Consider the following 20,445-nt stretch of genomic DNA (forward strand, 5'->3'; position numbering starts at 1 on the left):
ACCACGCCCGACTCATCCGGCGCTCGGGCTCTACGGTTGGTCGATGACCGCTGCTTCCGGCACACCCGGCGCCGATGTCCCTGACACCCGTGGACGTACCGGGTTGCACCTCACCGGACTCGACCTGGACCGCAATCCGCGCGTGCGCGTGCACGACGTCGACCTGCTGTCGGCTGACTGGTACGTACTGCGTGCCACGACATTCGACTACCTCGGCGCGAACGGCTCATGGGAACGCCAGCGCCGCGAGACGTACGACCGCGGCGATGGTGCCACGATCCTGCTGTACGACCTCATCCGTCGAACCGTGCTGCTGACCCGGCAGTTTCGCTTCCCCGTCTATGTCAACGCGCACCCCGACGGCATGCTCCTGGAGACGGCCGCGGGCCTCCTCGACGACGATGATCCAGAGACGGCTATCCGTCGGGAGGCTGCTGAGGAGACGGGCTACGCGGTCGGCGACGTGGAGCACGTGTTCGACGTCTACATGAGCCCGGGCTCAGTGACCGAGAAGCTCCACTTCTACGCGGCACCGTATGACGCCTCGTCGCGCACCGGTGACGGCGGAGGCGTCGCGGACGAGGGCGAGGAGATCGAGCTGGTCGAGCTCGACATCGACGCCGCCGTCGAGGACATCGGCACCGGGATCGTGGATGCCAAGACGATCATGTTGCTCCAGTGGGCCGTTCTCACGGGCCCGTTCGCCCGCTAGCGCCAGCTGCCGCGGATGTGCTGGGGCGGGTAGGGCGCGTCGCGCGGTGGCACGCCGAGCTCGTGCGCCGCCCGCAAGGGCCACGCCGGCTCGCGTATCGCTGCGCGTCCCAGCATCACCGCATCGGCGGATCCGTCGGCGAGGATCGCCTCTGCCTGTGCGGGCTCGGTGATCAGACCGACGGTGGCGACGGCCACCCCGGCCGAGCTCACCTCATGCGCGAAGGGCACCTGATAGCCGGGGCCGGCCACGATCTGCTGCTCCGCGACGGCACCACCTGAGGAGACGTCGATGACGTCGACGCCGTGGTCCTTGAGGATGCCGGCGAGTCGGGTGGTCTGCTCGACGTCCCAGCCGCCGTCAGCCCAGTCGGTGGCGGACAACCGTACGAACAGCGGCTTGTCGTCGGGCCACACACCACGAACGGCGTCGACCACCTCGATGACGATCCGCGTACGGTTGTCGAACGAGCCGCCCCACTGATCCGTACGGTGATTGACCAGCGGCGACAGGAACTCGTGCAGCAGGTAGCCGTGAGCGGCGTGGATCTCGACGAGGTCGAAGCCGGCGTGGTCGGCACGTGTGGCTGCATCGGCGAACGCCTGCGGCAGCGCCGCAACCTCCTCGGCCTTCAGCTCGCGGGCCTCGGCATATCCCTCGAATGCGTTGTTGGACGGACCGACTGCCTGCCACCCACCTTCGATGTCCGGAACCGTGCCATCACCGTCGACGAACGGCGCGTACGTCGAGCCCTTGCGCCCCGCGTGCGCCAGCTGCATGCCCGCAAGTGCGCCCTGCGAACGCACGAACTCAGCGATCCTGCGCCACGGCTCGATGTGCGCATCGGACCAGATGCCGGTGTCCTCCGGGCTGATGCGACCTTCCGGTACGACGGCGGTCGCCTCGGTGAGCACGATGCCGAACCCTCCGATCGCGTGCTGACCGAGGTTGACCAGGTGCCAGTCCGTCGGAATCCCGTCCTGGTCAAAGCACGAGTACTGACACATGGGGGCGAGCCAGATGCGGTTGCGCGCGGTGACACCGCGGAGCTTCAGGGGCTCAAAGAGAAGGGACACGTTCCTCCCAACCGTTGCGGTCGGCAGATGATTCCTCAGAGCGCGCCGTAGCGGAGCAGGAAGGCGCGATCGGTGTCGATGCCACCTTCGGGATCGGGCACGGGCTCCATGTCCTGCGACGTGACGGTGTCCTCGAGCTTGACCGGCTCGGGCAGCTTCTTGAAACGCTCTGGCTTCATTCGGAGCCCTCCCCGAGCGGTACGTCGGGATCGACGAGTCGCTCGAGGTCGACACGGCGTCCGATCAGCGCGCGCAGGTCGTCGTTGACGTCCCAGACGTTGACGTTCATCGCTGCCGTCACGCGACCATCACCCAGCCAGAAGGCGATGAACTCACCCGAGTCCTTGTCACCGCGGATCACGACCTCGTCGCTGGCGGACGATCGGCCGACATACTCCATTCCCAGGTCGAACTGATCGCTGAAGAAGTAGGGCTGCCAGTCATAGGTCACCTCGCCACCGAGGACGACCTTCGCGACCGCCTCGCCCTGGCGGATCGCATTGTCCCAGTGCTCAACCCGCAGCGACTCGCCGCGAGCAGCGTTGTAGGCGTTGGCGACATCGCCGACGGCATAGATCGCAGGATCACTGGTGCGGAACGACTCGTCGACGATCACGCCGTTGTCGGTCGCCAGTCCTGCGCGCTCGGCAAGCTCGGTGCGCGGCGCGGCGCCGACACCCATCACCACCACGTCGGCCTCGATGTCGCCGCCGTCGGTGCGTACGACGTACGGCCCCGAGCCTGAGATCGACTCGACCGAGCTGGAGGTGCGCAGGTCGACGTCGTTGCGACGATGCAGGTCTGCGAAGTAGCCGCCGAGCTCGTCACCGAGGACCTGCTGCAGCGGCAGCGGCTCGCGCTCGAGCAGGACGGTGTCCACGCCGGCAGCACGCGCCGCCGCGGCGGTTTCCAGCCCGATCCAACCGCCACCGATGATCACGACGGTCGAGGCGTCGGCATAGGCCGCCTTCAGCTCATCGCTGTCCTCGACGCTCCGCAACGTCAGCGCCAGGTCCTTGCCGGGGATGTCGAGGCGTCGAGGGCTCGCTCCGGTGGCGAGGATCAGCGCGTCGTAGGGCAGCTCCTGGCCATCACTGAGGTGCACCCGCCTGTGCTCGCGGTCGATGCTCTCGGCCGTGACTCCTTCGATGCGGACGACATCGTTGTCGTCGTACCAGGCCGCCGGAACCACCAGCATGTCGTCGGCCGTCGACGCGCCCTGGAGGTAGTCCTTCGACAGCGGCGGGCGTTCGTACGGAGGATGCCGCTCATCGCCGACGATCGTGAGCGAGCCGGCGAAGCCGCCCTCCTTCAGCGCGACGGCAGCCTTGGCCCCGGCGAGTCCGCCGCCGACGATGACGATGCGTTCTGCGGTCATGCGATCCTCCTCATCCCAGCATCGCTCACGACGGCAAGCACGCAAAGAACTCGGCCCTGGACTGCGGGCTCTCACGGAGCAGGCCACGCACGCTCGAGGTGCTCGTCGTCGTGCCCGCAGCCTGTACGCCGCGCAACGTCATGCACGAGTGCTCCGCGACGACGACAACTCCGACGCCTCGTGGCGACAGGTGGTCGTCGAGCCAGTTGGCGATCTGCTGGGTCAACCGTTCCTGCACCTGGGGACGACGCGCGAACATCTCGACGACACGCGCCAGCTTCGACAGTCCGACGATCCGTTCTCCCGGGATGTACGCGACGTGCGCGATCCCGGTGAACGGGAGGAAATGGTGCTCGCACACCGATTGCACGGGGATCGAGCGGACCACGACGAGCTCGTCATATCCCTCGTCGTTCGGGAAGGTCGTCATCTCGAACGGCCGCGGCGTCAGCAGGGCTGCGTAAGCCGCTGCCATACGCCGCGGCGTCGAGGCCGTGCTCTCGTCGTCACAGGCCACGCCGAGGGCACCGAGGAACGCACTGGCCGCTGCCTCGGCGATGTCCAGATCGATACCGGCGGGCTCGGCGCCGAGCAGCAGGTCGGCGTGATCGGCGAGCTGGGTCATGACGTCGAAACCGGCGAGCGGTCCGCGTACACAGCTGCGAGGCGACCCAGCGCGAGAGCACCGACGAGCAGGCCGAAGTCACGAAGTGCGACGTCATGGAAGTCCTGGAGCGTCAGCAGATTGACGATGATGCCGGCGAGCCAGAGCGCGACGACATACGCACCGATGCGGGGGGCGAACGCAACCAGCAGTCCGGCGGCGATCTCGATGACACCGACGGCCTTCATGGCCTGGTCGGCATTGCCGGGGACGATGTCATTGATCCATGGCGCGAGGTAGATGGTCCACTCGGTGAGGATGTTGGTGAACTTGTCGAGGCCGAAGGCGATCGGTGCGACCGTGAACACCGTCCGCAGCAGGAAGAAGGCCTGAAATGCCGGATCGGTCCGACGGTCAGTTGAGGCAGATGAAGTGGCGGGCATTGGTTGTCTCCATATCTAAAGAACAGTAATCTGGACTTTAGAGCGGCCCGGATATTTCGTCAAGCATTCTGTCTTTTAGAAAGGGGAGGGCGTATGCCGACCTTCACCGACAACGTGTCGGGCATCGGACTGCTGTCTGACCCGCTCCGCCGGGAGATCTATCTGTACGTCTGTTCCCAGCCCACGGCGGTCGGCCGCGACGAGACCGCGGACGCCCTCGACATCGCCCACCACAAGGCGAAGTTCCACCTCGACAAGCTCGAGGAGCAAGGTCTCCTGGAGTCGGAGTTCGCCCGGCTGACCGGCCGCACGGGACCGGGTGCGGGACGGCCCGCCAAGCTCTACCGGCGTGCTCCGCAGGAGATCTCGGTGTCACTGCCGGGCCGCGAATATGAGCTTGCCGGCAAGCTCATGGCAGACGCGATCGCCGCCTCGGCCGCCAGCGGCGAGTCCGTGATCGATGCCTTGCTCCGCGTGGCCGCCGAGCACGGTCGTGCATGGGGCCGCGCCGCCATGGAGTCAGGGCCGAGGCGCGAGGCGCTCGACATTGCCAGCGAAGCGCTCGCCGAGCACGGCTACGAGCCACGAAGCGTGGGGCCGTCGGTCGAGCTCGCCAACTGCCCGTTCCACTCCTTGGCCAGCGAGCACACCGAGATGGTGTGCGGGATGAATCTCGCACTGATCGACGGCTTGGTGGACGAGGTCGACTCCACCGGCCTCCGCTGCAGCCTGGAGCCCGCAGACGGTCGATGCTGCGTTGTGCTGCACCCAGCGTGAGGCTACTCGGGTTCTGCGCCCTCGAGCGCCGGCGTACGACGACGCCCTCCGGGCAATCGGTTTGCCAGTGAGCTGAGTGGCTCGACCGCACCGCTCAGGATGTTGACCGCGGTGTTGAGGTTGGGGATCGCGTTGCCCAACGCCTCCAGGCGCGGGACGATCGCGTCGAACGTCGCACCCAGGTCGATCAGCTGATCGAGGGTGCCCCCGGGGGCGAGCAGCTTCTCGAGGATGCCGTCCTCAGCGAGAAGCTGCTCGAGCAGTCCACCTTCGGCGAGCACCCGATCGATCGCACCCTCCTCGGCGAGGAAGCGATCGAGCGGACCGCCGGGGGCGAGGAACCGATAGAGCGGACCATCCTCGGCCAGAGCCCGATCGAGCGGGCCGCCGGTCTCGAGCAGCCGTACGAAGGGACCGTTCTCGTCGGCCATGCGATCCAACAGTCCGTCGCGGGCGAGCGCCTTGCCGATCGGACGGTCATCCGACGTGAGGTCGGCCAGCGTGTTGGCGAGGCCCACGGGACCCCGTTCGTCGGCGAGGATCCTGCTCAACTGGTCGAGCAGCCCGTTCTCCCCCAGGAGCGCCCCGTGCCGGTTGGCGTAGCCGCCCTCGCGCAGGATCGGGCCGTTCGGCGACGCCAGGTGGCCGAGAGCCAGCGTCGCCTGGGTGCCGGCGACCGCCACACGTGCGGGCAGCAGTACGAATCCGCGAAGGTCCATGGCACGACAGCGTAGGTCCATCAGTCGACGGGCGTCGACCGGAACGCCTATATTCAACGGATGATGAATAATGCGATCGAGGTCACGAACCTCAAGGTGATCCGGGGCGACAAGACCGTCCTCCCCGATCTCAACCTGACGGTTCCCACCGGATCGGTCACCGGGCTGCTCGGGCCCAGCGGCAGCGGCAAGACCACGCTGATCCGCTCCATCGCCGGGATCCAGATCATCGCCTCCGGCACCGTGACCGTGCTCGGCGAGTCGGCTGGTACGGCGCGCAACCGCGCCCGCGTCGGCTATGTCACGCAGGGCAGCTCGGTCTACCCCGACCTGACGGTGCGCCAGAACCTCGCATACTTCAGCTCCCTGGCGGGCAAGGACGGCGGTGCGATCACCTCGACGATCGCCGACGTCGGCCTCACCCAGCGCGCCGATGCGCTGACCGGCAACCTGTCGGGTGGCGAGCGGATCCGCGTCTCGCTCGCAGCCGCGCTGCTGGGTGACGCCGAGCTCTACCTGCTCGACGAGCCGACCGTCGGGCTCGACCCGGTGCTCCGCCGCGACCTCTGGAAGATGTTCAGCGGTCTCGCCCGCGACGGCAAGACCCTCCTGGTCTCGAGCCACGTGATGGACGAGGCCGGGCGGTGCGACCGGGTGCTGTTGATGCGCGACGGTGACCTGATCGCCGACGCCACCCCCGACGAGCTCCGTGCCCAGGCCGGGACCGACGACCTCGAGGAAGCGTTCCTTGTCCTCGCAGAGAGGGATGCGGCATGACGCGGACACTGGCCACCGCCCGCCGCGTGCTGCAGCAGCTGAGCCACGATCGCCGCAGCATTGCCTTGATCGTGCTGCTGCCATCGATCCTGCTGGCACTGTTCAAGTACATCTACGACGGTCAGCCGCAGGTGTTCAACCGGGTCGGCCCGCAGATGCTCGGCCTGTTCCCGTTCATCGTGATGTTCCTCGTGACCTCGGTGACGATGGTCCGCGAGCGTACGTCCGGAACGCTCGAACGGCTGCTCACGACCCCCTTGCGTCGTGGCGAGCTCATCGGCGGATACGCCCTCGCGTTCGGCATCGCCGCGCTCGTGCAGGCGCTGGTCAGCGCCGGCGTCGCGATCTGGCTGCTCGACCTCGACGTGGAGCTGCCCTGGGCCATCGTCCTGTTCGCCGTGGTTGACGCGGTGCTCGGCACGGCGCTCGGCCTGCTGATGTCGGCGTTCGCCCGTACCGAGTTCCAGGCCGTCCAGTTCATGCCGCTGGTCGTCGTGCCGCAGATCCTGTTGTGCGGGCTGCTGGCACCGCGCGACACGATGCCCACGGTGCTCAACTGGATCTCCGATGCGCTGCCCCTGAGCTATGCCGCCGATGCGTTCAACGAGCTGGCCAACAGCGACGTCTTCACCGGCACGCTCGGCCGCAACCTGGGCATTCTCGTAGGCTGCTGCGTTGTGGCCATCGCTCTCGCATCGCTGACGCTGAGGCGCCGTACGCCGTGACGGCTCCACGCCGCCGTGGCCGGCCGGCCGCCGGCGCCGCGGTCGACACCCGGCAGGCGATCCTCGACGCCGCCCGTACGCAGTTCGCCGCCAAGGGATTCACGGGCGCCTCGATGCGCGCCATCGCAGCCGAGGCAGGCGTGGACGCGAGCCTGATCAGCCACTACTTCGGCGACAAGTCGAGGCTGCTCGTCGCGACCATGGAGCTGCCGGTCAACCCGATCGAGAAGATCGCGACGGTCGTCGAGGGTGGACCCGACGGCATGGCCGAGCGACTCCTGCGCACCTTCCTTGGCGCCTGGGACCCGCACCGCGAGGTCTTCAGCACGCTCGTCCGCACGACACTTGGATCGGGCGACGGCCAGGCGCCGATGCTTCAGCTGGCCCGCAACGTCCTCATCACCTCGCTGCTGAGCGTGCTCGAGGGTGACGACCGAGAGCTGCGGGCGAACCTGATCGCCGGCCAGCTGATCGGCATGGCGACGATGCGCTATGTCGTACGTCTGGAGCCGCTGGCCGGTGCGACGGTCGACGAGGTCGTACGTCTCTACGCTCCGTCGCTGCAGCGGCTGATCGGCTCGGACACGCCCTAGATCGAACCGGCGATCGTACCGATCACCGACACCAGGGCGACCACGATCGAGATCGGGACCAACCAGAGGGCGGCGACGGCGACCGTGACCGTGGTGCCGATCTTGGGCGGCCCGAAGTAGCGGGCTCGCGGCAGGTCGCCGATGCCCTCGATCCAACGGCTCGTCATCGCCATGCCGGACCAGAGGCCCTTGAGCCTGCTGAAGATGCGCCACCCTCCGGCACCGGCGATGCGCGACAACGCACCGCGGGTCTCCTCGACCTTGTCGGTCATGCTGATCATGATGCCGAGCTCGGTCGCCAGCTTGTCGGGCTCCTCGACCGCATGGATGATCCTTCGGCGGCGACCCCAGAACGCCCCGCTGACGACGAGCATCACCACGGCAGCGGCCAGGATGACCCACCGGACACCGCCGTCGGCAAGGAGTCCCATGACCGCCGTGGCGATGATGAACGGGATCGGCGCACACAGGATCAGTGCCGTCGGGATGCGGGCGAGCCTGACCGCGAGCGCGATGACGTCGGCCGCCTTCTTGGCGGCCTCGCCCGTCTGGTCGTCGACCTTGGCCGCGAGATCACCCGCCGCCTTGTTGGCCTGCGATCCGAGCGACTTCACCTGACGTAGCTTCATGGCACCCAGCGTACGGTCGCACCACCAGCGCGCTGCGCGTGAACCGTCCCGCACCGGCGTGGAAGTGACCGCTCTAGGCTGCACCTGTGGCCATCGTCTTCTCGCTGATCTCGGCTCTGACCTATGGCATCTCGGACTTCCTCGGCGGCATCTTCGCCAAGAAGGCGTCGCCGTGGCAGGTGGCGATCGTCGGGCAGTCGTCGTCGGGGTTCTTCAGCCTGGTTGCCGCGTTCTTCCTCGCCGGGTCCCCCACCGGCCGCGATGTGGCGTTCGGCGCACTGGCCGGACTCGGCGGAGGATTCGGTGTCGCATTCCTCTACCGCGGCCTGGCCACGGCCCGTATGGGCGTCGTCGCCCCGCTCTCGGCGATCGGCACGGCGCTGCTCCCGGTGGCCGTCGGCCTGGCGACGGGTGACCGTCCGTCCTCGCTCGCGGTGTTCGGCATCATCTGCGCCTTCCCGGCGATCGCGCTGATCTCCCGCGTCGCCGACGACAACCCCGCACATCGTGGTGGCGTGCTCGACGGCAGTCTCGCCGGCATCGGCTTCGGCGCGCTGTTCGTGTTCCTCGGCCAGGTCGGTGACGACGCCGGCCTCTATCCGCTGGCCATGTCACAGGTGACGTCGGTGTTCGCGATCATCGTGACGGCGACGATCCTGCGGCACGCCTGGGTTCCCCGTGACCGGGGGTCGTGGAAGGCCGTCATGATGGGCCCGCTCGGCGCCACGGCCCAGGGTTCGTTCCTGTACGCGACGCATCACGGACTCCTCTCGGTCGTCTCTGTCATCTCGTCGCTCTACCCGGCCAGCACCGTGCTGCTCGCGGCCGTGCTGCTCCGCGAGAAGATCCACGGCTGGCAGGGCGTCGGCCTGGTGTTCGCGATCCTCGCCGTCGCCCTGGTCGCCGCGGGCTGATCCCCGTCCGCGATTTGTGACGTTATGCGCGCTACGCGCGCGATATGGCGCCTAGAGGGTCACAAATCGCGGGGCTACTTGAGGAACTTGCTGGTGCTGCGGTCCTTGAGCGGCTTCCCGCCGGTCTGACAGGTCGCGCAGTACTGCAGCGAGGACGTCGCGTACGAGACCTCGCGCACCGTGTCACCGCAGACGGGGCACTTCTCGCCTGTGCGTCCGTGAACCCGCATCCGGGCGCGCTTGTCGTCCTTGAGCTCGGCGGCGGGCTTGCCACGCGCCTCCTCGAGGGCCTCGCTGAGGATGTCGTGCACCGCAGCCTCGAGTCGTACGATCTCGTCCTCGCTCAAGCTGTCCGCGATGGCGAACGGCGACAGCTTGGCGGCGTGCAGGATCTCGTCGCTGTAGGCGTTGCCGATGCCGGCGATGATCTTCTGGTCGCGCAGCAGTCGCTTGACCTGCATCTTGCGACCGAGCAGCGGGCGCAGCTCGAATTCCGGCTCGAGCGGATCGGGCCCGAGAGCGGCGATGCCGGGCACCTCGTCGGGTGAACGTACGACGTACATCGCGAGGCCCTTGCGGGTGCCGGCTTCCGTGACGTCGAAGCCGACGGTGGGCCCGTCCCCGCGGTCGAGGCGTACGCGCGCGGCGATGTTGCTGGCGCCGAGCTTGAGCTTGGTCTCGGGCAGCTTGTCGGACCAGCGGAGCCAGCCGGCCTTGGCCAGGTGGATGACGATGTGGATGCCGTCGACGTCGATGTCGATGAACTTGCCGTGCCGGGTGACGTCGGTGACCGTCAGGCCGGGTAGCGCTGTCACGGGAGGATCGAACGTCTTGAGCACCGAGAACGATGCCAGCTCGACGCCGACCACGACCGAGCCGACGGTCTCGGCACGGAGGTACTCGATCAGTCCGTTGACCTCGGGCATCTCAGGCATGACTCCATCATCATGCTTCGCGCTTCGGTGGTCGACCCACCACGGTGGGTTTCACCCACGGTCAGCCGGTGAACGTGAGCCAGAGCAGTGCGACGTTGAGGACGATGACGATCGCGGCCACCAGACACGCTGCGGCGGTCGTACGGCGCAGGTTGACGTACTCGCCCATCACCTCGGTACGCGCCGTCAGCATGACGAGCGGAATGAGGGCGAACGGGATGCCGATCGAGAGCACCACCTGGGAGATGACGAGGGCACGGCTCGGCTCGGCACCGATCGCGAGGACCACCAGTGCCGGGATCAGGGTGACGACACGTCGTAGCAGGATCGGGAGCCGGATGCCGAGCAGCCCGCTCATCACCTCGGCCCCGGCAGCGCTGCCGACCGACGTCGACGCGAGGCCCGAGCTGAGCAGCGCGACCGCGAACAACAGGGCGACCCCCGCGCCGAGCTCGGAGGTGACGACCTCGTGAACGCCGGCGAGGGTGTCGGTGCCGGGCAGGCCGTCGAGGCTCGCCGCCGCGACGACCAGCAGCGACAGGTTGAGGATGCCGGCCAGGACCAGGGCGAGCACGACGTCGGTACGCGTGGCCGACAGCAGCTGCCTGACGGTCAGCCCCTCACCACGACGACCGAGGCGGGTGATCGTCAGGCTGGAGTGCAGGTAGATCACGTGCGGCATGACGGTCGCGCCGATGATGCCGGACGCGAGCAGGACGCTGTCGCTGCCCTCGAACGTCGGGATGAGTCCCTTGGCGAGGGGTCCGGGCTCAGGGGCATTCACGAACAGCCCGGCCAGGAATCCCGCGGCGATCAGGGCGAGGAATCCGACGATGACCCGTTCGAGCGCGCTCTGGCCGCGCAGGTCGCCGATGCGCAGGATGACCATCGCGACTGCGGCCGTGATGATCGCGCCGGCCACGAGGGGCAGGTCGAACAGCAGGTTGAGCGCAATGGCACCGCCGACGACCTCGGCGAGGTCGGTGGCGATCGCGATGGCTTCAGCCTGCAGCCAGAACGCCAGCCGCGGTGCGCGAGGGAGCTGCTCCCCGACATGTGTCGCCAACGACTTGCCCGTCACCATGCCGAGCTTGGCGGAGAGGTACTGCACCAGGACGGCCATGACGTTCGCCATCACGACGACCCAGACGAGGGTGTAGCCGAACTTCGACCCAGCCGTCACGTTGGTCGCCACGTTGCCGGGGTCGACGTATGCGACCGCGGCGATGAACGCCGGACCCAGCAAGGTGACGCGACGCACCACCGGAGCACTGGAAACCATGGTCACCGAGCCTAGAGGCACCCGAACCCAGGCTGGACAGCACCTATTGGTTGCCCTAGAGTAACCGTTACTCATGAGCAACCAAGCGAGAAGTGAAGCCGCGTTCGACGCGATGGGCGACCCCATGCGGCGACGCATCACCGAGACCCTGGGGCGCGGTGCCCTGCCCGTCGGTGAGCTCGCCGATCGGCTGCCGATCGGTCGCCCCGCAGTCAGCAAGCACCTCAAGGTGCTCGAGTCGGCCGGCGTCGTCGAGCACACCAGCGTCGGCACCCGCAACCTGTACGCCCTCGCACCTGACGGCCTTGCACCGTTGCAGGTGTGGATCACCGAGACCTGGGACGACGTCCTCTCGGCGTTCGCGGAGCACGTCGAGAACGGAGAACGCCCATGACCATCGCGCCCGTCGTACGCAATGTCGTCGTCTCGGCATCCCCCGACGCCGCCTACCAGGCGTGGACCGAGCGGATCGGCGAGTGGTGGCCACTTGGCCGACACTCGGTCTACAAGGGCGACAACTCGGTTGCCCTCGTCGACGGCGAGATCGTCGAGACCTCGTCCAGCGGCGAGACATCGGTGTGGGGTCGCCTGCTCGAGGCCAACCCGCCGGGCAACCTCAGCTTCACCTGGCACCCGGGGCGTGGTCCGGAGGCGGCAAGCACCGTCGCGGTCGACTTCCTACCGATTGCCGACGGTCGCACCCTCGTACGGCTGACACACACCGGCTGGGAGATCTTCGACGACCCGACCGCCGGACGCAACGAGTACCGCAACGGCTGGCCCACGGTGCTCACCGACTTCCGCGACAGCGTTCCGGCCGGAGCCGCATCGGATGGCGACGTGTGGCTGGTGCTCGAGCACCGGCCCGGTCACACCACGACCGGCTCAGTCTTCGGGCACCCGTTGTTCGCCGAGCACCTGGCGTTCGTCAACGGCTTGAAGGACAAGGCCGTGCTCATCGCCGCCGGTCCGCTGCCGGACGAGCCCGGCACGGGCCAGACGATCATCCGCGTACCCGCCGCCGAAGCCGCCAGCTACGTCGAGGCGGCTCACGACGACGCTGCAGTGGCCGGTGACCTACTGGTGCTCCGGGTGCGCCCCTGGAACGTGATGGTCAGCTAGCGAGCGGTCGACTCGAGTGCTGAGTCTCAGCTGGCGTAGCTGCGGTTGCGTCCGCCGGACGAGCCGCCGCGACGGCGCTGGCCGTTGCCGTTGCCACTCGGGCGGCCGCCGTTGTTGCCGCGGTAGCCACCCTGCGGGCGACCTCCGCCATTGCCACGGTTGCCACCGTTGTTGGTGGTTGCCGTACGAGCACCGGCGCGGACCGACGACGGGTGCGGAGCATCTGTCCCGGCGCCCGACAGGTTGGCGACGGTCATCGGCGACGGAGCAGTACGGGCCTCGTGATGCCGAGCCGTGACGCCGGCCTTGTTCTGCAGCGCCATGACATCGCGGAGGGCTTCGGGCGTCGTCATCGTGACGACGGCTCCCGACTCGCCGGCACGAGCCGTGCGGCCCGAGCGGTGCTGGTATGCCTTGTGCTCGGCAGGCGCGTCGTAGTGGACGACCAGACCGATGCCGTCGACGTGGATGCCGCGGGCGGCGACGTCGGTGGCGACGATGACACTGGCCTTGCCGCTGCTGAACGCCGCGAGGTTGCGCTCGCGGTGACGCTGCGAGAGGTCGCCGTGCATGTCGACGGCTTCGATGCCGTTCATCGTCAGCTGCTTCGCCAGGCGCATCGCACCGCGACGCGTACGGGTGAAGACGATGCTGCGCGGGTTGGCGCGGAGCAGGTCGAACGCCGTCTTGGACTTCTCGGTCGCGGCGCTGACGAGCACGTGGTGCTCCATCGTGTCGACGTGGCTGTCGGCCGAGTCGACCTCGTGCAGCGTGTGCTGAGGCAGGTGGCGCTTGACGAGCTTGTTGACGTCACCGTCGAGTGTCGCCGACAGCAGCAGCCGCTGGCTACCCGGCGGAGTCTTGGCGAGGATCGCGTCGATCGGCTTGTAGAAGCCGAGGTCGCACAAGTGGTCGGCCTCGTCGAGGACCGTGACCTCGATGTCGTCGAGCGTGATGCAGCGACGATCGAGGAGGTCGGTGAGGCGGCCCGGGGTGGCGATCACGACGTCGACGCCGTTGCGCAGTGTCGTGATCTGCTTGTTGATCGGTACGCCGCCATAGACCGTGGTCAGGCGCAGGCCCATCTTCTGGGCAAGCGGCTCCATGGCAGCGCGCACCTGGGTGGCGAGCTCACGGGTCGGCAGCAGGATCAGGGCGCGGGGAGCCTTGGAGCGGCTGGTACGACCGGCGAGCCGGATCAGCACCGGGAGGCCGAAGGCCAGCGTCTTGCCGGAACCCGTACGGGCCCGGCCGAGCACGTTGCGTCCCGCGAGCGCATCGGGGATCACCGCGGACTGGACCGGGCTGGGGTTGACGATGTCCTGGCGAGCCAGCGTCGACACGAGAGACGCGGGCAGGTTGAGGGAAGCGAAGGTGGGCAGCGCAGGGCTGCTTGCAGCATTGTTCACAGAGAAGTACTCACAGACGTTCAGGATGATTGCCCGAAAGTCCATTTCGCGCGGGATCGCGCTACTTCGCCGGGCAGAACAGCGCTGTGATCAGCGCGTTCACGTATTCACATACTACCAGTCGGGTGTGCTCGCCGACGAATCGTGAGGACGTGCCGAGCGTCACGCCAGCAGATCGGCGTACTCGGCATGCTTCTTGATGAAACGCGAGACGTACGGACAGGTAGCGATGACCTTGAGGCCCTTGGCCCGTACGTCATCGAGCGCCGCCGCGACGAGCTGGCTCGCGAGACCCTGGCCCTCGAACTCGTCGAGCACCACGGTGTGCGGGAACGTCACGACGTCGCCGTCGACAAACGCCTGGGTGAAACCCGCGAGCGTGCCGTCGACGTGGATCTCGTAGCGGTTGTCGCCGGCGTTGAAGTCGATCGTGTTGGTCATGACGGGCCTCCGTGCCACTCGTTGATGCAGGTCTGCAGGACGTTGATGTCGATCGTGAAGTCTGAGCCCATCGTGGGCGGATCGTCGGTGGTGCGGCCTTGCACGCCGACATACGTACCCCGCTTGAGGCAGACGATGTCGTAGAAGTAGTCGTGGGCCATGCGCTCGGTCGCCAGCGACATGACGTTCACGCCGCGCGGCGAGAACGCGAGGTTGGTCATCGCGGCGCCCATGTTGCCGATGACGTGGTCGGCGCCGGCGAAGACCGCCATCTGCTCGGCGAGGGTGAGCTCCTCGGTGCGTACGGGCACGTAGCCGTGCGGGGCGAGCACCTCGAGCACCTCGTCCTCGTTGACCAGCCGGCGGCGGTGCGTGGCGTTGCGCGAGAGATAGATGCGCTTGGCGGCGCCCGGCTCGTGCTGGCCGGCAATGCGTTCGAGAAACTCGATCGCGAACGGCGACTTCTTGATGGGGTGCTGGGTCAGCGCGCCGAGCACGGTGAGCCTGGCGAACTCGTACGTGCCGCCGACCGGGAGGAAGAGCAGGTTGTCCTCGGGTACACCCGCCATGGCGAGCGAGTCGATCATGATCTGGCGGATCGGGTTGTCGCCGTGGTCGTTGAGGACGAATGTGCAGTCGGCCGGGTCGGCGATCTCCTGCAGGAGCCCCATCTTGGGGAACGAGTCGATCAGCCAGTGGCCGTAGTTGGAGTCCCACGTCTGCTTGAGCAGCACGTAGCGCCGGTCGTCGTCGAACCGTTCGCGCACCTTCTTGGGCTTGGCCTCGGTGACCCAGATCGAGTCGTCGAGCGGGCGATACAGGCCCGAGCTGCGGCGGATGTTGTGCGCGCAGTTGAGTGTCTCGAACACGACATCGCCATCACTGGTCAGCACGACGCCCTGGCTGAGCACCGTCACGTCGGTGAGCTCGCCGCTGGCGGCCGGCTCGAAGGCGACCGGCGTGACGGCGTTGAGCTTGGCCCACTGCGGCTCGACCCGGTGGGTGTGACCCACGATCCTGGCGTCGGGCAACCGGTCGTACGGCTCACCGACATCGCGCAGCACCGCGGCGTCGCTGACGTCCTTGACCGACCGCGTGAGGTGGACCCGTTGGGCATGGCCCTTCTTGGTGGCGCTCACGACATCGTCCTCGACCGTGACCGCCGCCGACGTGGTGTGGAGGTAGGCCTCGAAGTCGTCGGTCGGCGGGCGCTGCCTCTCGGTCGACGCGATCGCGTCAGCCCGGCGCAGGAACGTGAACCGCAGGTCGTCGTCGGCTCCGGCGATCACGTACACGCCCTTGGCGGCCAGGACCGGGTAGAGAGCCCGGAACGCTTCCCCCTGGTCACCGCCCAGGCCGCTGTCGATGATGACGCCGGGTCGTACGTCTCGGGCGAGCTCGACCAGGTTCTCGGTCGTCGCGTGAATCACCGTCGCGTCGCTGAAGAACTGCCCCCACACCTCGAGCATGACCTCGTGTGGATCGCCGATGTCGAGAACCGTGACCGGCTTGGCCTGCACGTCGGCAAGAGCTGCCCCGAGGTCCTTGAGGACCGCGGCGTCGGGCGCGCCGGCGACGCCCGCTGCGAGCTTCGACAATCTGGGGCGGCGAAGCGCCGCGAGCTTGGTGCGTATTCCGAGACCCATGTCAGCGGATCAGACGAGGGTGAGGATGCCCAGCACACCGACGGCCGCAGCGAGGGCCAGCGAGATACTGATCAAGACGACGTGGACACGCAGGAACGTGGTGGGCTTGCCGGCGGCATCATGCGCGCGATCGTCCTTGAGCACGCGGCGCAGGAACGGCGGCCAGATGACGAAGCTCCAGACCGCGGAGGCGATCAGCAGCAACGACCAGGCAACGGGGAGGTCCATGACCCCATCCTCTCAGGCGTAGGCGAGCAGGTCGTCGAGCGGCCGCGGCACCCGGTCGAGGTCGAGGGCGTCGACGAGCGCGCCGGCGTACCGCTCCTTCCGACCCCCGATCGAGCCGAACCACCGGTGCAGCTGGTGCTCGGCCGACCGCGGTCGCTGGGCGGGCTGGCGCTGGAACGTACGCAGCGTCGCCAGGTCGCCCTGATCGTCGATAACCCGCTCCACGCCCGCCACACCCAGGGCTCGGATCAGCTCGTGCTCGAGGTCGGCGTCGCAGACGAAGAAGCCGTCGGTGCCGAGTCCGGCTCGATCGAGCGCGCGTACGTAGAACTGCCACTCGCCCCGGTCGCTCAGGCCCGCCATCCTGACACCGCGGGGGGCGAGCAGCTCGACGAACCGGCCGACACTGGTGGCACCGCCCATCGGGACGACGCACACGCGTTCGGCGTGGAGGTCGCGAGCGCGCCGCACGGCGAGGTGCTCAAGAGCGGCGACATCGCTGACGCCCTCGACGAGCACGACCGTACGAGCTGAGCCGACGAGCTCACGAACATCCTCTCCGTCGCGTCCCGCTGCGGCGTCGACGATCGCATCGCGCAGGCGGGACATCTCGGGCACCTCTAGAGCGTAGGTGCTCCGACGAGTCGCTCGCGGGCGCGCTTCCAAGGCTTGTCCCAGCTGACGTCATCGGCGCGGAGCTCGTCACCGCACTCGCTGCAGGTGTCGGCGGACCTCGTCTCGGCGCCACAGCTCTCGTGGATCACCGCCATGTGCGTGCCACCTTCGGGCATTGGCGTGTGCTTCTCGGCCCAGATCGACACGGCGTGCATGATCGGCAGCAGATCGGCACCCGCCTCGGTCGCGACGTACTCGTGGTGCGTACGGCGATCACCGCGGTACTCGACCTTGCGGAGCAGCTCCTCGTCGACGAGCAGGCGGAGCCGGCGGCTGAGCACGGCGTCGGAGATGCCGATGCTGTCGCGGATCTCCTCGAAGCGGTTTCGCCCGTGCAGCACCTCGCGCATGATCAGCAGGATCCAGGGGTCGCCGAGCACGTCGAGACCGCGCCGTACGGGGCAGAGCTCCTCGGACCAGTCGGATCGAAGCGGCATGCCAACCACCCTCATTCCTGTGCGGCACTTGCTTGAAGAAAGTGAGTACCACTATGGTGCATCTACTCACTTTTCTCAAGAAAGCCAGAACATGACTCGACAGCGGATCCACCCGGCCTGGTTCGTCGCTGCCGCCGCGTTCCTGGCCCTCATCGGCGCCGCCGGCTTCCGCGCCGCACCGGGTGCACTGTTCGTGCCGCTGCACGACGAGTTCGGATGGTCGACCAGCGTCATGTCCCTCGCCGTCAGCATCAATCTGTTGCTCTACGGACTCACGGCACCGTTCGCGGCAGCGCTGATGGACAAGTTCGGCATCCGCAAGGTCACCACGGTCGCGCTGATCATGGTGGCGCTCGGCAGCGGGCTGACGGTGTTCATGACCGAGTCGTTCCAGCTGCTCATCACCTGGGGCGTGCTGATAGGTCTCGGCACCGGGTCGATGGCCATGGTGTTCGCCGCGACGATCGCCAACCGCTGGTTCGTCGAGCGTCGCGGCCTGGTCATGGGTGTGCTCACAGCGGGCGGAGCAACGGGGCAGCTGGTGTTCCTGCCGATCGTCGCCGCCCTTGCCGACCACGTCGGCTGGCGCACCGCATCGCTGGTCATCGCGGGTTCGGCGCTCGCCGTGGTGCCGCTGGTCATACGATTCATCGGCGACTTCCCCGAGGACCGCAACCTCACGCCGTACGGCGCGCCGGCGGACTGGACTCCCCCGGTGCGCGAGACCGGCGGCTCCGCGCAGCGCGCCATCGACGCCCTCCGGGAAGCATCCCGTACGCGGGCGTTCTGGGCCCTGGCGCTGGCGTTCGCCATCTGCGGTGCCACCACCAACGGCCTCGTCGGCATCCACTTCATCCCGTCGGCGCACGACCACGGGATGTCGACCACGACGGCGGCAGGCCTGCTGGCGGTCGTCGGCATCTTCGACATCGTCGGCACGATCGCGTCGGGCTGGTTCACCGACCGCTACGACCCGCGACTGCTGCTCGCGGGCTACTACCTGTTCCGCGGCGTCGGCCTACTGCTCCTGCCGCTGCTGCTGTCGCAGAGCGTACGGCCCAGCATCGTCGCGTTCGTCGTGATCTACGGACTCGACTGGGTGGCGACGGTGCCGCCGACGGTGGCGCTGTGCCGCGAGTACTTCGGCGAGCAGGGCACGATCGTGTTCGGCTGGGTGTTTGCCGCGCACCAGCTGGGGGCGGCCGGCGCCGCTCTCGGCGCGGGTGTCATCCGTGACCAGACCGGCAGCTACACGCTGGCGTGGATCGGCGGCGCCGGGCTGTGCGCTGTCGCCGCGGCGCTGTCCTGGATCCTCGGCTCGAGCAGGAAGCGGCAGGCCAGGCGGGACGAGCTCGTACCCGTCCCCATGTGAGCTCGATGTCTGCACAGACGTCGAGCCTCTTGAGGACGGCTTGCGTTGCGACGCGGGCGGGTCAAACGGCGCAAATACAAGAGCGCCGGCTGGGTCTGTGGACAGACTCATCTGCGGCTCGCGTTGTGGATAGGAATCTTTGTTTTTTGTTGAATTCACAGGGTTTTCCACTGGTCATCGAACGGTTGTTCTAGTACGTTCGAGGTATGGCACAGCATTCGCTCCCACAGCCGAGTCCTTGACGGACTTCGCTCGGGAGCGGGCGCGGTCTGAGGCTCGTGAGGTCGCGGCGATGCTGCGCTTCCACGACGCCGAGATCGCTCGGACCGCGGCGATCGAGCCGCCGATGCGGCGTCAGGTTGAGCGGGCTGTCATACCGATGACGATTGGAGAGGCGACCGGGTTCAGCGAGGGCCAGATCCATCATCTGCTGTCGAACGCGCGGACGGTGCGTGACCGCGCACCATTTGCTTGGGCGGCGTTCGTGGATGGTCGGATCGACCGGGCCCGGGTGCGCGACATCGCCCACACCATTGACCAGCTGCAGCGCGTCGAGTCGGTCGAGCGGCTCGACGCGAGGGTTGTTGACTACGCGGTCGACCACACGGCTGCTGAGTTGCGGGTCTGGTTGCGCCGTTTCGTGCAACGTGTCGAGGAAGATCTCGCGGTCGAACGAGCCAGCGCCGAACGGGCGCAGCGACGCGTGGGCGTCACCCACGGCGACGACGCAATGGGATGGCTCAACGCCTACCTCCCGTCCCATGAGCTCGCCGCGATCGAAGGACGACTCCACACCGACGCCCGCAAACCCGCCGACGGTGACGACCGCACTGTCTGCCAACGTGAGGCCGACCTGCTGGTCGCCTGGTGCACCGACGCCGAACCCGCTGCGAAACCCGCTGACGTGCACGTGGCGGTCACGATCGACGCCGACGTCCTCGCCGGTGCCGTCGACGGATACGCCCAGTCCACCGACGGCCGCTGGGGGGTTCCCGCCTCCTGGATCACCGAAGTCGCCGCCACCGGCAACGCGTTCTGGCACCGCATGGTCCTCGACCCCGTCAGCGACGATGTGTTGTCACACGAATACGCCGGCCGGTTCTGCCCCGACATCCTCGCCATCGCGTTGAGGTTCCGCGACGGCGTCTGCCAAGCACCCGGATGCATGGTCCCCGCCGAACGCTGCGACATCGACCACCGCATCCCCCACCCACAAGGCCCCACCAGCGGCCCCAACCTCGGCCCGTTCTGCCGCCGGAACCACAACTTCAAGAGCCACGGGCTCCTACGCTGGTCCACCAGACCACCACCCGAACCGCCACCACCCATCGTGATCGAGATCTACCGCGACCCCATCAACATGGAGTGGGCGGCGTAGCCGAGCACCTGTGCCGCACAAGCGCGGGTTCTGCGTCTCTCTGAAGGTCAGCTAAGGCGTATCGATGCTTCGGCCCATCCACTCGGCTAGCGCCAACACACCCTCGCGCTGGGTCTCGCCGCCGCCCAGTCCGCCCAGCAGGCCTGTTCCCTTCATCATCATCAGCTTCGTCT

The 20,445-nt window shown here is 67.7% G+C and carries 25 protein-coding genes; 10 read left to right on the forward strand and 15 right to left on the reverse strand.

Features of this window, described 5'->3' with window-relative positions:
• The first annotated feature begins 43 nt into the window (after window positions 1-43).
• The gene (locus ABD683_RS05710) at window positions 44-712 is read left to right on the forward strand and encodes an NUDIX domain-containing protein (protein ID WP_344768081.1); all 669 of its coding nucleotides are present in this window, start codon (window positions 44-46) and stop codon (window positions 710-712) included.
• On the opposite strand, the gene ABD683_RS05715 is transcribed toward ABD683_RS05710, so the two are convergent.
• The 5 genes from ABD683_RS05715 to ABD683_RS05735 are packed head-to-tail and all read right to left on the reverse strand — an operon-like array spanning window position 709 to window position 4,213.
• Window positions 709-1,788 carry an NADH:flavin oxidoreductase/NADH oxidase gene (locus ABD683_RS05715; RefSeq protein WP_344768083.1) on the reverse strand — a complete coding sequence of 360 codons (1,080 nt, stop codon included), beginning with the start codon at window positions 1,786-1,788 and terminating at the stop codon, window positions 709-711. The two genes, ABD683_RS05710 and ABD683_RS05715, sit on opposite strands and share 4 nt — an antisense overlap.
• 35 nt (window positions 1,789-1,823) lie before the next feature.
• Window positions 1,824-1,967 carry a hypothetical protein gene (locus tag ABD683_RS05720; RefSeq protein ID WP_344768084.1) on the reverse strand — a complete coding sequence of 48 codons (144 nt, stop codon included), beginning with the start codon at window positions 1,965-1,967 and terminating at the stop codon, window positions 1,824-1,826.
• Entirely contained in the window at window positions 1,964-3,166 is a 1,203-nt protein-coding gene (locus ABD683_RS05725; RefSeq protein WP_344768086.1) for an NAD(P)/FAD-dependent oxidoreductase, read from the reverse strand. Before ABD683_RS05725 ends, ABD683_RS05720 begins: the two co-directional genes overlap by 4 nt.
• A gap of 25 nt (window positions 3,167-3,191) precedes the next feature.
• Window positions 3,192-3,791 (reverse strand): GTP cyclohydrolase I FolE, encoded by a 600-nt coding sequence (gene folE / locus ABD683_RS05730; RefSeq protein WP_344768089.1) that lies wholly within the window; start codon window positions 3,789-3,791, stop codon window positions 3,192-3,194.
• Window positions 3,788-4,213 carry a hypothetical protein gene (locus ABD683_RS05735; RefSeq protein ID WP_344768091.1) on the reverse strand — a complete coding sequence of 142 codons (426 nt, stop codon included), beginning with the start codon at window positions 4,211-4,213 and terminating at the stop codon, window positions 3,788-3,790. Before ABD683_RS05735 ends, folE begins: the two co-directional genes overlap by 4 nt.
• A 93-nt stretch (window positions 4,214-4,306) precedes the next feature.
• Here ABD683_RS05735 and ABD683_RS05740 point away from each other — a divergent pair, with 93 nt between their 5' ends.
• Entirely contained in the window at window positions 4,307-4,990 is a 684-nt protein-coding gene (locus ABD683_RS05740) for a helix-turn-helix transcriptional regulator (RefSeq protein WP_344768094.1), read from the forward strand.
• 2 nt (window positions 4,991-4,992) lie between these two features.
• Here the strand turns inward: ABD683_RS05740 and ABD683_RS05745 are convergent, their stop codons facing one another.
• Entirely contained in the window at window positions 4,993-5,709 is a 717-nt protein-coding gene (locus ABD683_RS05745) for a hypothetical protein (protein ID WP_344768096.1), read from the reverse strand.
• A 60-nt stretch (window positions 5,710-5,769) separates the two neighbouring features.
• On the opposite strand from ABD683_RS05745, the gene ABD683_RS05750 reads away from it, so the two are divergent.
• From ABD683_RS05750 to ABD683_RS05760, 3 genes are read left to right on the forward strand one after another with little or no spacing between them, the layout of a single operon-like run.
• Window positions 5,770-6,486, forward strand: coding sequence for an ABC transporter ATP-binding protein (locus ABD683_RS05750; RefSeq protein ID WP_344768097.1), 717 nt, complete (start codon window positions 5,770-5,772; stop codon window positions 6,484-6,486).
• Window positions 6,483-7,211, forward strand: a complete 729-nt coding sequence (locus ABD683_RS05755) for an ABC transporter permease (protein ID WP_344768099.1) — start codon at window positions 6,483-6,485, stop codon at window positions 7,209-7,211. Before ABD683_RS05750 ends, ABD683_RS05755 begins: the two co-directional genes overlap by 4 nt.
• On the forward strand, window positions 7,208-7,804 hold the full coding sequence (locus ABD683_RS05760; RefSeq protein ID WP_344768101.1) for a TetR/AcrR family transcriptional regulator: 597 nt from the start codon (window positions 7,208-7,210) through the stop codon (window positions 7,802-7,804). The genes ABD683_RS05755 and ABD683_RS05760 overlap by 4 nt, the downstream gene beginning before the upstream one ends.
• Here ABD683_RS05760 and ABD683_RS05765 read toward each other — a convergent pair.
• Window positions 7,801-8,433, reverse strand: a complete 633-nt coding sequence (locus tag ABD683_RS05765) for a hypothetical protein (protein WP_344768102.1) — start codon at window positions 8,431-8,433, stop codon at window positions 7,801-7,803. The two genes, ABD683_RS05760 and ABD683_RS05765, sit on opposite strands and share 4 nt — an antisense overlap.
• An 86-nt stretch (window positions 8,434-8,519) precedes the next feature.
• Here ABD683_RS05765 and ABD683_RS05770 point away from each other — a divergent pair, with 86 nt between their 5' ends.
• The gene (locus ABD683_RS05770; protein ID WP_344768104.1) at window positions 8,520-9,347 is read left to right on the forward strand and encodes an EamA family transporter; all 828 of its coding nucleotides are present in this window, start codon (window positions 8,520-8,522) and stop codon (window positions 9,345-9,347) included.
• Between the two features lie 74 nt (window positions 9,348-9,421).
• Here the strand turns inward: ABD683_RS05770 and ABD683_RS05775 are convergent, their stop codons facing one another.
• Window positions 9,422-10,282 carry an Fpg/Nei family DNA glycosylase gene (locus tag ABD683_RS05775; RefSeq protein WP_344768106.1) on the reverse strand — a complete coding sequence of 287 codons (861 nt, stop codon included), beginning with the start codon at window positions 10,280-10,282 and terminating at the stop codon, window positions 9,422-9,424.
• 61 nt (window positions 10,283-10,343) lie between these two features.
• Complete coding sequence (locus ABD683_RS05780) at window positions 10,344-11,564, reverse strand: Nramp family divalent metal transporter (protein ID WP_344768109.1); 1,221 nt, start codon at window positions 11,562-11,564, stop codon at window positions 10,344-10,346.
• A gap of 73 nt (window positions 11,565-11,637) precedes the next feature.
• Between ABD683_RS05780 and ABD683_RS05785 the strand changes: the two genes are divergently transcribed.
• Window positions 11,638-11,958 (forward strand): ArsR/SmtB family transcription factor, encoded by a 321-nt coding sequence (locus tag ABD683_RS05785; protein ID WP_344768111.1) that lies wholly within the window; start codon window positions 11,638-11,640, stop codon window positions 11,956-11,958.
• Window positions 11,955-12,686 carry an SRPBCC domain-containing protein gene (locus tag ABD683_RS05790; protein ID WP_344768114.1) on the forward strand — a complete coding sequence of 244 codons (732 nt, stop codon included), beginning with the start codon at window positions 11,955-11,957 and terminating at the stop codon, window positions 12,684-12,686. The genes ABD683_RS05785 and ABD683_RS05790 overlap by 4 nt, the downstream gene beginning before the upstream one ends.
• A gap of 26 nt (window positions 12,687-12,712) precedes the next feature.
• On the opposite strand, the gene ABD683_RS05795 is transcribed toward ABD683_RS05790, so the two are convergent.
• The 6 genes from ABD683_RS05795 to ABD683_RS05820 all read right to left on the reverse strand — a co-directional run bounded on the left by ABD683_RS05795 (window position 12,713) and on the right by ABD683_RS05820 (window position 17,522).
• The gene (locus ABD683_RS05795; RefSeq protein ID WP_344768116.1) at window positions 12,713-14,095 is read right to left on the reverse strand and encodes a DEAD/DEAH box helicase; all 1,383 of its coding nucleotides are present in this window, start codon (window positions 14,093-14,095) and stop codon (window positions 12,713-12,715) included.
• Window positions 14,096-14,257: 162 nt separating this feature from the next.
• Window positions 14,258-14,536: a GNAT family N-acetyltransferase gene (locus ABD683_RS05800; RefSeq protein ID WP_344768117.1), complete on the reverse strand. Its 279-nt coding sequence runs from the start codon at window positions 14,534-14,536 to the stop codon at window positions 14,258-14,260.
• A complete protein-coding gene (locus tag ABD683_RS05805; protein WP_344768119.1) occupies window positions 14,533-16,182 on the reverse strand; it encodes a glycosyltransferase family 61 protein in 1,650 nt (549 codons plus the stop codon). The genes ABD683_RS05800 and ABD683_RS05805 overlap by 4 nt, the downstream gene beginning before the upstream one ends.
• Before the next feature lie 9 nt (window positions 16,183-16,191).
• Window positions 16,192-16,410, reverse strand: a complete 219-nt coding sequence (locus tag ABD683_RS05810) for an SCO4848 family membrane protein (RefSeq protein WP_344768121.1) — start codon at window positions 16,408-16,410, stop codon at window positions 16,192-16,194.
• A 12-nt stretch (window positions 16,411-16,422) separates the two neighbouring features.
• Window positions 16,423-17,019 carry a TOPRIM nucleotidyl transferase/hydrolase domain-containing protein gene (locus ABD683_RS05815; RefSeq protein WP_344771567.1) on the reverse strand — a complete coding sequence of 199 codons (597 nt, stop codon included), beginning with the start codon at window positions 17,017-17,019 and terminating at the stop codon, window positions 16,423-16,425.
• Between the two features lie 11 nt (window positions 17,020-17,030).
• Window positions 17,031-17,522, reverse strand: a complete 492-nt coding sequence (locus ABD683_RS05820; protein ID WP_344768123.1) for a winged helix-turn-helix transcriptional regulator — start codon at window positions 17,520-17,522, stop codon at window positions 17,031-17,033.
• A 91-nt stretch (window positions 17,523-17,613) separates the two neighbouring features.
• Here ABD683_RS05820 and ABD683_RS05825 point away from each other — a divergent pair, with 91 nt between their 5' ends.
• Complete coding sequence (locus tag ABD683_RS05825; protein ID WP_344768125.1) at window positions 17,614-18,894, forward strand: MFS transporter; 1,281 nt, start codon at window positions 17,614-17,616, stop codon at window positions 18,892-18,894.
• A gap of 238 nt (window positions 18,895-19,132) precedes the next feature.
• The gene (locus ABD683_RS05830) at window positions 19,133-20,272 is read left to right on the forward strand and encodes an HNH endonuclease signature motif containing protein (protein WP_344768127.1); all 1,140 of its coding nucleotides are present in this window, start codon (window positions 19,133-19,135) and stop codon (window positions 20,270-20,272) included.
• The last annotated feature ends 173 nt before the right edge of the window (window positions 20,273-20,445 follow it).

Source organism: Aeromicrobium panaciterrae (assembly GCF_039537165.1).
In the GTDB taxonomy this organism is placed as follows: Bacteria; Actinomycetota; Actinomycetes; order Propionibacteriales; family Nocardioidaceae; genus Aeromicrobium; species Aeromicrobium panaciterrae.